This is a genomic window from Micromonospora sp. CA-244673 (genome assembly GCF_050948395.1).
Lineage (GTDB): Bacteria > Actinomycetota > Actinomycetes > Mycobacteriales > Micromonosporaceae > Micromonospora.
Genome location: NZ_CP192019.1, coordinates 6,517,341 through 6,530,498, shown reverse-complemented (window position 1 = coordinate 6,530,498; position 13,158 = coordinate 6,517,341). Strand labels below are relative to the sequence as shown.

Below are 13,158 nucleotides of genomic sequence, written 5' to 3'. Positions count from 1 at the left end.
GAGGCCCGAGGTGCAGGTGCCGGCCGTGCTCGGCGAGCCGATCCGGTTCGTGCTGAACTGGGGCCGCCGCTACTCGCTCTGGGTGTTCAACTTCGGGCTGGCCTGCTGTGCCATCGAGTTCATCGCCACCAGCATGGGCCGGCACGACTTCATGCGGCTCGGCGTGATCCCGTTCGCCCACGGCCCCCGCCAGGCCGACCTCATGGTGGTCTCCGGCACGGTCACCGACAAGATGGCCCCGGCCGTCAAGCGGCTCTACGACCAGATGCCCGAGCCGAAGTACGTGATCTCGTTCGGCGCCTGCTCGAACTGCGGCGGACCGTACTGGGACTCCTACTCGGTGACCAAGGGTGTCGACCAGCTCATCCCGGTCGACGTCTACGTGCCCGGGTGCCCGCCCCGCCCGGAGGCGCTGCTGCACGGCATCCTCCGCCTCCAGGAGAAGATCGCCGCCGAGCAGTCCGGCGTCGGCGGCGTGCCGCGACCGGACCGGCTCGCCCCACCGGTCGACCCCCGGCCCGCGGAGAGCACCCCCCGGCCGGTGGAATCCCTCACCACGCCACCGGTACGTCCCCCGGCCGGCTGAGCCGCGGGGTGGCGGCGCGGGGCTAGCCTGCGATCATGACCCAGTCCGCGGACAAGCGTTCCGCCTTCATCGTCGACGTGCTCTCCGCGGAGTTCGGCGCGTCGATGGCGATCGACCCGGCGGCGTTCCGCCGCAAGTTCCGCAAGATGGCCGCCTCCCCGTTCGCCTTCTACCGGGGCAGCGCCTCGCTCTTCTACGCCGACCAGCGCGGCGACTTCGCCAGCGACCGGTTCCTCGACGACCGGACCAGCCGGGTGTGGATCCACGGCGACCTGCACGCGGAGAACTTCGGCACCTACATGAACGGCTCCGGGCAGCTCGTGTTCAACGTCAACGACTTCGACGAGGCGTACGTCGGGCCGTTCTCCTGGGACCTGAAGCGCTTCGCCGCCAGCGTGGCCCTGCTCGGCTACGCCAAGGCGCTCTCCGACCGGGTGATCGGGGAGCTGGTGGCCGGCTTCGCCCGGTCGTACCTGGCCGAGCTGCGGGCCATCGCGGCCGGCGGCGACGACGCCATCGGCTCGATCACCCTGGAGAACGCCGACGGGGTGCTGCGCCGGGTGCTCCAGCAGGCCCGGCTGAACACCCGGGTCGACCTGCTCGCCACGCAGACCACCATCGACAACTACGAGCGCCGGTTCTCCCTCGTCGACGGGGTCTTCGAGGTCGACGCCGCGACCCGGGAGCAGGTCTGCGCCGCGTTCCAGGACTACCTGGGCACCCTGCCGACGGCCACCGCCCGGCTCCGCCCGCTCGCCGCGAACATCAAGGACGTCGTGCTGCGCAAGGGGGTGGGCATCGGCTCCGCCGGGCTGCCCTCGTACAACCTGCTGCTGGAGGGGCACACCCAGGCGCTGGAGAACGACGTCGTCATCTACATGAAGCAGGCGCAGGTGCCGGCGGTGGCGCGGCACATCGACGACGAGCGGGTCCGCTCGTACTTCCGGCACCAGGGGCACCGGACCGCCGAGTCGCAGCGGGCGTTGCAGGCGCACGCCGACCCGTGGCTGGGCTTCACCGAGCTGGACGGGACCGGCCAGCTCGTCGCCGAGGTCTCCCCATACGCGGCCGACCTCAACTGGGCCGACGTCAACGAGCCCGAGGAGCTCGCCGGGGTGCTCACCGACCTGGGCCGGGCGGTGGCCCGGATGCACTCGGTGGCCGACGACGAGTCCAGCCACGACCTGGTGGACTACTCCACCGAGGAGGCGATCGTCGCGGTCGTGGACGCCGACGCGGAGCGCTTCGTCGACTACCTGATCGACTTCGCGCACACCTACGGCATCCGGGCCCGCGAGGACCACCAGCTCTTCGTGGACCTGTTCCGCAACGGCCGGCTGCCCGGCATCTGAGGTCGCGGGGCGCCGGAGCCCGCGCTCCGGCGCCCCGCCTCACTGCTCGAAGTCGAGCACCACCTTGATGTCTTCGCCCGTGGAGGCGTAGGCGTCGGCGTACGAGGAGAGCGGCACCCGGCGGGTGATCAGCGAGCTGAGCCAGGACTGGTCGGCGCGGGCGAGCGCCTCCGCCGCCAGCTCCCAGTGCCGCCGGTTGGCGTTCACCGAGCCGAAGACCACGTTGTTCTCCAGCACCAGCTCCCGATTCAGCGCCCCCGCGTCGAGTTCGATGGTCCGGCCGCCGCTGGACACCCCGGTCAGGCAGACGATGCCGTTGGTCCCGGCCTTGGTCATCGCGTCCAGCACCACCACCGGGGCGCCGGTGCACTCCACCACCACGTCCGGCGCGAAGTCCAGCTCCGCGACCGTCGTGGTGTGGTAGGTCGCGCCGAGCGCACGGACCAGCTCCGGCTTCGGACCGGTCTTGTTCCGGTCCAGCACGTGCACCGACAGCCCGCGCTGGATGCCCAGCAGGGCGGCCAGCAGCCCGATCGGGCCGGCCCCGGTGACCAGCACGCTCTGCGGCTGCCACACGGCCCGGCTGCCGATGCGCTCGATGTGGTTCCACGCCTTCGCCAGTACGCTGGTCGGCTCCAGCAGCATCCCGACCGGGGCGAGCGCCGGGTCCAGGCGTACGGCGAACCTCGGCTGCACCCGCCAGCGCTCCCGGGCGAAGCCGGGCAGCCCCTTGATCCCGTGCTCGGTGTAGCGGCCGTTGCGGCACATGTCCCACTCGCCGACGGCACAGTTCGGGCAGGGCACCGGGTCGGGGTGCCGGACGATTCCCGCCACGAGGTCACCGGGCTGGAGGGTGCCCGACGGGTCCTCCAGCACCCGGCCGAGCGACTCGTGCCCGAGCACCAGCCGCTCCTGGCCGGGCGGGGCCTCGCCGTACTCGCCCGCGATGATCTCCTGGTCGGTCCCGCAGATGCCGACCGCGACGGCCTGGACCAGGATCGCGCCCTCCTCCGCGGCCGGCTCGGGCCAGTCGTCGTCGAGGCGCAGCGAGTCGCGAACTCCGGGAGCCACAGTGACAGCGCGCACGATGTTCATCCTTCCCCGCCGCGGGCCCGCTCGCCCGGCAAAGCGGCGGATCCGGCCCGGGGGAGCGCGGACGGCCCGACACGCCTCCCGGCCGGCGGCCCTAGGATCAGCGGCATGACTCCGGAAGAGGTCGGCCAGCGGGTGGTCGCGCTGCTCGTGCCCGTGGCGGCCACCGTGTCGGTCTCCGGCGGTCAGGGCCACGCCCGCGCCACCGTCGACGTACCCCTGGCGAGCTGGCGCGACGCGGTGCGCGCGGCGCGCGACGACGCCGAGCTGGACTGCGACTTCTTCGACTGGCTGTCGGCCGTCGACGAGCTGGCCGACGGCTTCGACGTGGTGGCCCACCTCTGGTCGATCCGCCACCGGCACGGGTTGCTGCTGCGCACCCGGGTGCCGCGGGAGACGCCGGTCGTGGCCTCCGTGGTCGACGTCTTCCCCGGCGCGGCCTGGCACGAGCGGGAGACCCACGAGATGTTCGGCATCGGCTTCGACGGGCACGGCGAGCTGCGGCCGCTGCTGCTGCCGCCGGAGTTCGAGGGTCACCCGCTGCGCAAGGAGTTCGTCCTCGCCTCCCGGGTCGCCAAGCCGTGGCCGGGCGCCAAGGAACCCGGCGAGTCGGAGGCCGGCGGCGGCCGCCGGCCGATCCGGCCGCCGGGCGTCCCGGCGCCGGGGGAGTGGGGGACGACGCCCACGCCGGCCGGCGCGGCCGGGGTGGGCGAGGGCCCCCGCGGGGGTACGCCGGCCCGCCCCACCCGGGAACGCCCGGCGCGCCCCGCACCGGGCGAGCGTCCGGCCCGTCCCACGAGCGAGCGTCCCGCGCGTCCGGGACCGGGCGAGCGTCCCGCGCCGGGAGAGCGTCCCGCGCGTCCGGGACCGGACGAACCCGCCGCGAGCCGGCCGACCGGTCCGGCCCGCCGGGAGCCCGCCCCTCCGCCGCAGGAGCCCGGCCCGCTCGGGCGTCCGGTGCCCGGCGAGCGGCCGGCGGGTCCCGCGCGGCAGGAGCCGGCGGGGGAGCGGCCCACCGGGGCCGACCGGCCGGCGCCGGGCACCGACGCCGAGGAGGGGAAGGCCTGATGCCGGACTGGTTGGAGCTGGTCCTCCGGGTGGTGGGCGTGCTCGTCGCGTTCCTCACCCTGCCGCTGATCGTGGGCCAGGCCGAGCACAAGGTGATGGCCCACATGCAGGGCCGGCTCGGCCCGATGTACGCGGGCGGCTTCCACGGCTGGGCGCAGCTCGTCGCCGACGGCATCAAGTTCGTGCAGAAGGAGGACGTCACCCCGCGCGAGGCGGACCGGCCGGTGTTCCGGCTGGCCCCGGCCGTGGCCCTGGTGCCCTACCTGCTCGCCCTGCTGGTCATCCCGCTCGGTCCGGGCGACCTGGTCGGGCAGCCGCTGGACATCGGCCTGTTCTTCGTGCTGGCCGTGGTCGGCATCGGGGTGCTCGCGGTGCTCATGTCGGCCTGGGCCTCGGCCAACAAGTACAGCCTCCTCGGCGGCCTGCGCGGGGCGGCCCAGCTGCTCGGCTACGAGCTGCCGCTGGTGCTGGCCGCCGCCTCGGTGGCGATGGCGGCCGGCACGCTCAGCCTGCCCGGCATCGTGGAGGCGTGGCGCCCCTGGTGGCTGCTCTGGCAGGCGCCGGCCATGGTGATCTTCTTCGTGGCGGGGCTGGCCGAGATCCGCCGGCCCCCGTTCGACATGCCGGTGGCCGACTCCGAGCTGGTCTTCGGCTACATGACCGAATACACCGGCCTGCGCTTCGCGTTCTTCCTGCTCGCCGAGTACGTGGGCATCGTGGTGATCGCCGCGCTGACCACGGTGCTCTTCCTCGGCGGCTGGCAGGGTCCGTTCGCCGACGCCCAGCTCGGCTGGCTGTGGACCCTGCTCAAGGTGTTCGCCGTCGCGTTCGTGATCATCTGGCTCCGGGTGAGCTACCCGCGGCTGCGCGAGGACCAGCTCCAGCGCCTGTGCTGGCTGGTGCTCGTCCCCCTGGCCCTGGCCCAGCTCGTGCTGACCGCCGCCGTCCGCCTGGCGATCTGAGGACGGGCGGGTTCAGGCGGCGTCGCGCAGCGGGGTGTGGTCGGGGTCGACCCGCTCGTCCGGCGGTGCGGGCAGCGGCGGCGTGCCGTCGCCGAACGGGCGGCCGCCGAGCTGCTCCCGCCCGTGCGGGGTGAGCCAGTTCGCCAGGTCCGGGCCGAGCGGCACCACCCCGGTCGGGTTGATGTCCAGGTGCACCTCGTAGTAGTGCCGCTTGATGTGGTCGAAGTCGACGGTGTCACCGAAGCCCGGGGTCTGGAACAGGTCCCGCGCGTACGCCCAGAGCACCGGCATCTCGGTCAGCTTCTGCCGGTTGCACTTGAAGTGGCCGTGGTAGACCGGGTCGAAGCGGACCAGCGTGGTGAACAGCCGGACGTCCGCCTCGGTGATCGTGTCACCGACCAGGTAGCGCTGCCCGGTCAGCCGCTCGGTCAGCCAGTCCAGTCGGTCGAAGAGCCGGTGGTACGCCCGCTCGTACGCCTCCTGGCTGCCGGCGAAGCCGCAGCGGTAGACGCCGTTGTTCACGTCCGCGAAGACCGCCGCGTTGACCTCGTCGATCTCGCCGCGCAGCCGCTCCGGGTAGAGCTCCGGCGCCCCCGGCCGGTGGTGGGCGGTCCACTCCGTCGACAGGTCCAGGCTCATCTGCGCGTAGTCGTTGGTGACCACCTGACCGGTCGGCACGTCGACCATGGCCGGCACGGTGATGCCCCGCTCGTAGCCGGGGAAGCGCGCGAAGTAGGCGTCGGCCAGCCGCTCGATGCCGAGCACCGGGTCCCGGCCGCCCGGGTCGAGGTCGAAGGTCCAGCTGCGCTTGTCGTGGGTGGGCCCGGCCACCGCCATCGAGATGGCGTCCTCCAGCCCGAGCAGCCGCCGGACGATGATCAGCCGGTTCGCCCACGGGCAGGCCCGGCTGACCGCCAGCCGGTAGCGGCCCGGCTCCACCGGCCAGCCGCTCGAACCGTCCGCGGTGATCCGGGTGGCGATGTACCGCTGGTCCCGGGTGAACTCGCCGCCCGGCTCGACGTACTTGCCGCCGGTCCGGTCGAGGATCTCGTCGCCGTTGCCGCCCACGCCGCCTCCCGAGGATGTCGCTGTCCGGTCCCATCATGGTCGCTCCGCCGGCTTCCGGCAGGCCGAGTCGGCACGACCGGGGCTAGGCTGCCGCGGTGACGGATGTGGAGGCGGCGGCCCGACGCTTCATCGCCGACGTGTGGAACGCCGGCCGCGAGGAGAGCGCGTACGACCTCGTCGCCGAGGCCTGCCCGGGGCTGGGCGGGACCGGCCCGGAGGCCACGCTGGCCTGGCACCGCGACCGGCGGGCGTCCTTCCCGGACCTGCGTTACAAGGTCGTCGAGGTGGTGGCCGCCGGCAACCGGGTGGCCGTGCACTGGCGGGCCGCCGGCACCCAGGCCGGGCAGTTCGGTCCGGTGCCGCCGACCGGCCGGGTGGTCAGCTACTCGGGGGCGAGCTTCCTCCGCTTCGACGAGACCGGCCGGATCGCCGACGTGTGGAGCGTGAACGAGCTGTTCCAGCTCCTCCAGCAACTCGGCGTCGAGATGCTCCCGCCGCTGCCGGCCACCGACGCCTGACCGGCCCGGCGGTGTGCCGGCGGGCGATCGGCCGGGTGGTGGTCGCGCGCGCGTGGGGCACAGGGCAGGATGGGCGGCATGAGTGAGCGCAGCGGCGTGCCCGGCGAGGGGCTGGTGAAGGGCCTGGCGGTCACGCTGAAGACGATGACCCGCCGCTCGACCACGCAGCAGTACCCGGACGTCGTCCCCGAACTGCCGCCCCGCTCCCGCGGCGTGATCGCGCTGCTGGAGGAGAACTGCACGGTCTGCATGCTCTGCGCCCGCGAGTGCCCGGACTGGTGCATCTACATCGACTCGCACAAGGAGGAGGTGGCGGTGCCCGGCGCCGCCCGCCCCCGCCAGCGCAACGTGCTCGACAAGTTCGACATCGACTTCTCGCTCTGCATGTACTGCGGCATCTGCATCGAGGTCTGCCCGTTCGACGCGCTCTACTGGTCGCCCGAGTTCGAGTACGCCGAGTACGACATCAAGGACCTGCTGCACGACAAGGACCATCTCGGCGAATGGATGGTCACCGTCCCGCCGCCGCCGGCCCACGACCCGCACGGCGACCCCTCGAAGGAGGAGACCACCGCCGCCCGCAAGGCCGCGGCCCCCGCCGCGCGTCCGGCCCCGGCCCGCCCGGAACCCGGCGCCGAGCAGGGCGGAGGCGACCCGTCATGACGGGTGCGGACGTGCTGCTCCTCGCCCTCGGCGCGGTGGCCGTGGGCGCGGGCGCGCTGGTGGTGGGCACCCGGCACCTGGTCCGGGCCGGGCTCTGGCTGGTGGTCTGCCTGGGCGCGCTGGCCGGGGACTATCTCGTGCTGAGCGCCGAGCTGGTGGCCTGGGTGCAGGTGCTCATCTACGTCGGCGCGGTGGTGGTGCTGCTGCTGTTCGCGGTGATGCTGACCCGGGCCCCGATCGGCCCCTCCGACGACCTCGACCGGCCCGGCTGGCCGGCCGCGCTGATCGGCGCCGGCAGCGGTCTGGGGCTGGCCGTGCTGCTGGTCGACGCGTTTCGCTGGTCCCGGGTGGACCTGCCCGCCGCGGGCACCGCCGAGCGCCTCGGTGAGCAGGTGTTCCGCTCCTGGGTGCTGCCCTTCGAGGTGCTGTCGGTGCTGCTGCTCGCCGCCCTGGTCGGCGCGATCGTGCTCTCCCGACCCGACATCGGCCGCCCCGGCGCGGCCCCGGCCGCCGGGCCGGCCGGGGGCGTCGAGCCGGCCCGCCCGGTCGTCGCCGCCGACGAGGGCGGGCGCGCGTGAGGCCGGTCATCCCGTACGTCACCGCCGCGTTGCTGTTCGGCCTCGGCGTCTACGGCGTGCTGCGCCGCCGCAACGCCGTCCTCGTGCTGATGGCCGTCGAGCTGATGCTCAACGCGGTCAACCTGATCCTGGTCACCGCCGACACCACGGTCCGGGCCGCCCTGCCGCACTCCGGCCAGGTCTTCGCGCTCTTCGTGATCGTGCTCGCCGCCGCCGAGATCGGCGTGGGGCTGGCCATCGTGCTCCAGCTCTACCGGCTGCGGGCCAGCGTCACGGTGGACGACGTGCCGCTGACCGAGGCGCCCGCCGGGGTCGCCGCCGACCGGGGCGAGGGGGACACGTGACCGGACTGCTCGCGGTGGCGCTGCCCGGCGTACCCCTGGTCGCCGGCCTGCTCGGGCTCCTGCTGCCGCCGTCGCCGCGCGGGGCGGCCACCGGGGAGGGCCCGGCCCGGCGGGCGGCCGTCGCGCTCGGCGTGGCCGGCGCGGCGCTCGCGCTGCTGGCGGCGGTGGGCCTGCTGCTCCGGGTGGACGGGCCGGTCGAGGGCGGCACCGACTGGGTCGACCTGGGCGGGCTGCGGGTCACCCTCGGCTACCGGCTGGACGGCGTGGCCGTGCTGGTCGCCGTGGCGGTGGCCGCGGTGGCCCTGGCCGTGCAGGTCTACTCGATCGGCTACCTGCGGCGCGGCCCGCACGACGACGTCGAGGTGGACCACCGCTACCCGCCCTACGCGGCCCAGATCAGCCTGTTCACGGCCGCGATGCTGACCGTGGTGGTCTCCGGCGACCTGATCCTGCTGCTGGTCGGCTGGGAGGTGATGGGCATCTGCTCCTACCTGCTCATCGCCCACGACCGGCGGCTGCCCGAGGCGCCGGCCGCCGCCGTGAAGGCGTTCCTGGTCACCCGGGTGGGTGACGTCGGCTTCCTGCTCGGCATCGCGCTGCTCGGCGTCGGCGCGGGCAGCTTCCGGATCGCCGACGTGCTGGCCCACGACTACTCCACCGGCACGTTCACGGCGGCCTGCCTGCTGCTGCTCGCCGGGGTGGCCGGCAAGAGCGCGCAGTTCCCGCTGCACACCTGGCTCCCGGACGCCATGGCCGGCCCCACCCCGATCTCCGCGCTCATCCACGCGGCCACCATGGTCGCCGCCGGGGTCTACGCGGTGGCCCGGCTCTTCCCGCTGTTCGCGCAGGCCCCGGCTGCCTTGGCCGTGCTCGGGGTGATGGCGGCGGTCACCCTGCTGCTCGGCGCGTTCGCGGCCACCGCACAGGACGACATCAAGCGGGTGCTGGCCTGGTCGACGGTCTCCCAGATCGGCTACATGACCGGCGCGCTCGCCATCGGCGCCCCCGCGGCGGCCCTGTTCCACCTGCTCACCCACGCCGCCTTCAAGGCGCTGCTGTTTCTCGCGGCCGGCGTGGTCATCCACGCCGTCGGGACCACCCTGATGTCGCGGATGGGCGGGCTGCGCGCCGCCATGCCGGTGACCTTCTGGTGCATGCTGATCGGCCTCGGCGCGCTGGCCGGGGTGCCGCCGCTGTCCGGCTTCTGGAGCAAGGACGGGGTGCTCGCCGCCGCGCAGGCCGCCGCGCTGGACGGCGCCGGCCCGGCCCCGGCCTGGGTGGGCTGGCTGGTCTGGCTGGCCGGGCTGCTCGGCGTCGCGGTCACCGCCTGGTACGCGACCCGCCTGCTCCTGCGGACCTTCTTCGGCGCGACCCGCATCCCGCTGGCGCATCCGCACGACCCGCCGGCCGTGCTGCGCTGGCCGGTGCTGCTGCTCGCGGTGCCCGCCGCCCTGCTCGGCCTGGCCGCCTTCGCGCCGTGGTTCGCCGACCGGCTGCGGGTGCCCGCCGACTCCTCCGGCGAGGCGGTCGAGCTGGTCCACCTGGCGCCGAACCTGGTCCTGCCGTTCCTGCTGCTGCTGGCCGGCGCGGGCGTCGCCTGGGCCGGCTGGCGCCGCGACCCGGCCGCCGACCCGGCGCGCTACCTGGGTCCGCTGCGGCCGGTCTTCGCCCGGGCGTTCCGGCTCGACGACGTCCAGCAGGCCCTCGTCGTACGCCCGACCACCGCCCTGGCCCGGGTCGTGCGGACCGGTGACGAGCTGGGGGTGGACGGCCTCGTGGAGGGCAGCGGCCGGGCCGCGGTCGAGCTGGGCGGCGGGCTGGCCGCGCTGCACCGGGCCGCGCTGCCCCGGGCGGCGGCCGGGGTGCTGGCCGGCGCGCTGCTGATCGGCCTCGCGGTCGCCCTGATCGGAGTGACCTCATGACGTTCGGGCAGTTCCTGCTGGTCGCGGTCCTCGCGATCCCCGCACTGGGGGCGGTCGCGGCCGCCGCCGTCCCCGGCGACCGGGCCGGCCGGGTGGTCGGCACGGCCGCCGCCGCACTGACCCTGCTCGCCACGCTGCCGCTGGTCGGCGGCGACCACGGCTGGTTCGGCTACGGCCCCCGGCCGGCCGTGCAGGCCTGGCACCAGGTGGACGTGTCCTGGGTGCCCGGCCTCGACCTGCGCTTCCACCTCGGGGTGGACGGCATCTCCTGGCCGCTGGTGGTGCTCACCGCGCTGCTCACCCTGCTCTGCTGCGGCTACACGCTCTGGCGGGTGCCCGCCGGGGGCGGCAGCGGGCGGGCCCTGGTGGCGCTGCTGCTGGTGGTCGAGGTGGGCATCCTGGGCACCTTCCTCGCCCTCGACCTGGTGCTGTTCTTCCTGTTCTTCGAGGTCGTCCTGCTGCCCATGTACGCGATCATCGCTGGCTGGGGCGGCGAGGACCGGCGCCGGGCGGCCCGCAAGTTCGCCCTCTACACCCTCTTCGGCTCGGTCCTGCTGCTGGTGGGCGTCTACGTGGTGGTCGCCGCCGCGGGCACCGCCGACCTGGTGACGCTGACCGGTGGCGCCGGGCTGTCCCGGGGCACCCAGCTCGCCGCGTTCACCCTGCTGGCGCTGGCCTTCGCCGTGAAGAGCCCGCTCTGGCCACTGCACTCCTGGCTGCCCGACGCGCACACCCAGGCCCCCACGGTCGGCAGCGTGATCCTGGCCGGGGTGCTGCTCAAGATGGGCACGTACGGGCTCATCCGGGTGGCGGTCGGGGTGGCCCCGGAGGGCGCCCGCTGGGCCGCGCCGGTGCTCGGCGTGCTCGCCGTCGCGGCGATCGGCGTCGGCGGCCTGGTCTGCCTCGCCCAGGACGAGCTGAAGCGGCTCATCGCCTACTCCAGCGTCGGGCACATGGGCTTCGTGCTGCTCGGGGTCGCCACGCTCACCGCCACCGGCCTCCAGGCCGCGCTGATCGGCAACATCGCCCACGGCGTGATCACCGGGCTGCTGTTCTTCCTGGCCGGGGCCGTCAAGGACCGGACGCACACCGGGTCGCTGGCCGAGCTGTCGGGGCTGCGGGAGACCGCGCCCCGGCTGGCCGGGTTGCTCGGCTTCGCGGCGGTCGCCTCGCTCGGGCTGCCCGGGCTGGCCGGCTTCTGGGGCGAGGCGTTCGCCGTGGTGGCCGCCGTCCGGCGGGGCGGCGGGCTGTGGACCACCCTCGCGGTGCTGGCCGCGCTGGGCGGGGCGCTGACCGCCGCGTACCTCCTGCGGTTGCTGCGCCGGGTCACCCACGGGCGGCCCAGCCCGGCGGTGGCCCCGCTCGCGCCGGGCCTGGCCGGGGCGGAGCTGACCGCCTGGGCGCCTCTGGTTCTGCTCGCCCTCGCCGTCGGCCTGGCCCCGGCACTGGTCCTGTCCTATGCGTCCGGCCCGGTCGAGGCCCTCGTGGGAGTGGTGACCAGATGAGCGTCGTGCAGAGCGTGGACAACGTGGCGCTGCTGCCGGCCTACCTGGCCGCCGGCACGGCCGTGCTGGTGCTCCTGGTCGACCTGCTGGCCGCGCGGGCCGCCGCCACGGTGACCGTGGCCGCCCTCGGCGCGGCGGGCACGGCGCTCGGCGCGGCGCTGGTCGGCGCGGCCGGCGAGCGCAGCACGTTCTGCGTCGGGGCGGCCTGCTCCTGGCTCTGGACCGGGCGGGCCGCGCTGGTCGCGGTGGTCATCGCGCTGCTCACCCTCGGCGTGCTCGCGCTCTCCGGCCCGCTGCTGCGCGCCGGCGGCGTCCCGGTCGGGGAATACTGCTTCCTGCTCGCCTGCGCGATGACCGGCGGCGTGGTGCTCGGCGCGGCCGGTGACCTGATCACCCTGGTCGTGGCGCTGGAGACGCTCACCCTGCCGCTCTACGTGCTGGTCGGGCTGCGCCGGGGCAGCCTGGCCGGTGCCGAGGCGGCGGTGACCTTCTTCGTGGTCAGCGTGGTGGCCACCACCGTCACCCTGCTCGGCGCGGCGCTGCTCTACGCGGTGACCGGCACCGTCCACCTCGACCGGCTCGGCGCGGCCTTCGCCGCCGACCGGGGCGGCCTGCTCGACCTGCCGCTCACCACGGTCGCCGTGGCGCTGGTGGTGGCCGGGCTGGCGTTCAAGGTCGCCGCGGTGCCGTTCCACGCCTGGGCGCCGGCCACCTACGACGGCGCGCCCATGCCCGTGGCGGCATACCTGTCGACCGCCTCGAAGCTGGGTGGCGTGGTGGCGCTGCTCGCCGTGGTGCAGCGGGCGCTGCCGGCCACCGTGACCGGCCCGGTCCTGGCCCTGCTGGCGGTGCTCACCATGACCGTGGGCAACCTCGTGGCGCTGCGCCAGCGGCGTACGGTCCGGCTGCTCGCCTGGTCGTCGGTGGCCCAGGCCGGCTACATCCTCGCCCCGCTGGGCGCGCTCGCGCTGGCCGCCGGGCGCACCGCCGATGCCCGGACCGGGGCGTACGCCGCGGCCGTCGCGTACACCGTCTTCTTCGTGCTGCTGGAGCTTGCCGCGTTCGCCGCGGTGGTGGCGCTGCGGCCGGCGGACGGTGACGGCGGCACCCTGGCCGACCTGCGCGGTGCGGCGCGCCGGCATCCGTGGGTGGGCGGCGCGTTCGCGCTGGCCCTCATCGGGCTGGCGGGGCTGCCACCCGGCCTGGCCGGCCTGTTCGCCAAGGTGACCGTGGTCCGCGCGCTGCTGGCCGGGCACGCCGGCTGGCTGGCCCTCGTGGTGGCGCTGAACGCGGTGCTCGGCCTGGCCTACTACCTGCGCCTGGCCGCCACCCTCTACGCCGCTCCCGGCGGGGTCGCGGTCCGCCCGGCCCGGATCGTGGTCGTCGCGCTCGGGGTCGCCACCGCGCTGGCCGTGGTGCTCGGGTTCGCCCCGCAGCTGGTGCTCGACGTGGCGGCCCGCTGACGGGTTCGTCCCCTGGTGGGCGTCCGGCACAGCGCGC

General features: G+C 74.8%; 12 protein-coding genes and 1 pseudogene. 11 read left to right on the top strand and 2 right to left on the bottom strand.

What is annotated here, in order from left to right:
- Nucleotides 1-10 precede the first annotated feature (10 nt).
- A complete protein-coding gene (locus ACQP12_RS30025) occupies nt 11-586 on the top strand; it encodes an NADH-quinone oxidoreductase subunit B (protein WP_433283459.1) in 576 nt (191 codons plus the stop codon).
- 35 nt (nt 587-621) lie between these two features.
- The gene (locus ACQP12_RS30020) at nt 622-1,938 is read left to right on the top strand and encodes a DUF2252 domain-containing protein (protein WP_433283458.1); all 1,317 of its coding nucleotides are present in this window, start codon (nt 622-624) and stop codon (nt 1,936-1,938) included.
- A gap of 39 nt (nt 1,939-1,977) precedes the next feature.
- On the opposite strand, the gene ACQP12_RS30015 is transcribed toward ACQP12_RS30020, so the two are convergent.
- Nucleotides 1,978-3,024: a glucose 1-dehydrogenase gene (locus tag ACQP12_RS30015; protein WP_433283457.1), complete on the bottom strand. Its 1,047-nt coding sequence runs from the start codon at nt 3,022-3,024 to the stop codon at nt 1,978-1,980.
- 114 nt (nt 3,025-3,138) lie between these two features.
- On the opposite strand from ACQP12_RS30015, the pseudogene ACQP12_RS30010 reads away from it, so the two are divergent.
- Nucleotides 3,139-3,762: pseudogene (locus ACQP12_RS30010) on the top strand (NADH-quinone oxidoreductase subunit C); the annotation flags it as partial.
- Between the two features lie 335 nt (nt 3,763-4,097).
- Entirely contained in the window at nt 4,098-5,060 is a 963-nt protein-coding gene (nuoH, locus tag ACQP12_RS30005) for an NADH-quinone oxidoreductase subunit NuoH (protein WP_357938853.1), read from the top strand.
- A gap of 12 nt (nt 5,061-5,072) precedes the next feature.
- On the opposite strand, the gene ACQP12_RS30000 is transcribed toward nuoH, so the two are convergent.
- Complete coding sequence (locus tag ACQP12_RS30000) at nt 5,073-6,128, bottom strand: glutathione S-transferase family protein (RefSeq protein ID WP_433283456.1); 1,056 nt, start codon at nt 6,126-6,128, stop codon at nt 5,073-5,075.
- A 95-nt stretch (nt 6,129-6,223) separates the two neighbouring features.
- Here ACQP12_RS30000 and ACQP12_RS29995 point away from each other — a divergent pair, with 95 nt between their 5' ends.
- The 7 genes from ACQP12_RS29995 (at nt 6,224) to ACQP12_RS29965 (ending at nt 13,121) form a co-directional block, all read left to right on the top strand.
- Nucleotides 6,224-6,646, top strand: coding sequence for an ester cyclase (locus tag ACQP12_RS29995; protein ID WP_433283455.1), 423 nt, complete (start codon nt 6,224-6,226; stop codon nt 6,644-6,646).
- Between the two features lie 78 nt (nt 6,647-6,724).
- Nucleotides 6,725-7,309, top strand: a complete 585-nt coding sequence (locus ACQP12_RS29990) for a NuoI/complex I 23 kDa subunit family protein (protein WP_433283454.1) — start codon at nt 6,725-6,727, stop codon at nt 7,307-7,309.
- Nucleotides 7,306-7,887 carry an NADH-quinone oxidoreductase subunit J family protein gene (locus ACQP12_RS29985; protein WP_357938845.1) on the top strand — a complete coding sequence of 194 codons (582 nt, stop codon included), beginning with the start codon at nt 7,306-7,308 and terminating at the stop codon, nt 7,885-7,887. Before ACQP12_RS29990 ends, ACQP12_RS29985 begins: the two co-directional genes overlap by 4 nt.
- On the top strand, nt 7,884-8,231 hold the full coding sequence (gene nuoK, locus ACQP12_RS29980; protein ID WP_357938843.1) for an NADH-quinone oxidoreductase subunit NuoK: 348 nt from the start codon (nt 7,884-7,886) through the stop codon (nt 8,229-8,231). The genes ACQP12_RS29985 and nuoK overlap by 4 nt, the downstream gene beginning before the upstream one ends.
- On the top strand, nt 8,228-10,153 hold the full coding sequence (locus ACQP12_RS29975; protein ID WP_433283453.1) for an NADH-quinone oxidoreductase subunit 5 family protein: 1,926 nt from the start codon (nt 8,228-8,230) through the stop codon (nt 10,151-10,153). Before nuoK ends, ACQP12_RS29975 begins: the two co-directional genes overlap by 4 nt.
- Nucleotides 10,150-11,658 (top strand): complex I subunit 4 family protein, encoded by a 1,509-nt coding sequence (locus ACQP12_RS29970; protein ID WP_433283452.1) that lies wholly within the window; start codon nt 10,150-10,152, stop codon nt 11,656-11,658. The genes ACQP12_RS29975 and ACQP12_RS29970 overlap by 4 nt, the downstream gene beginning before the upstream one ends.
- Nucleotides 11,655-13,121, top strand: coding sequence for an NADH-quinone oxidoreductase subunit N (locus ACQP12_RS29965; RefSeq protein ID WP_433283451.1), 1,467 nt, complete (start codon nt 11,655-11,657; stop codon nt 13,119-13,121). The genes ACQP12_RS29970 and ACQP12_RS29965 overlap by 4 nt, the downstream gene beginning before the upstream one ends.
- The last annotated feature ends 37 nt before the right edge of the window (nt 13,122-13,158 follow it).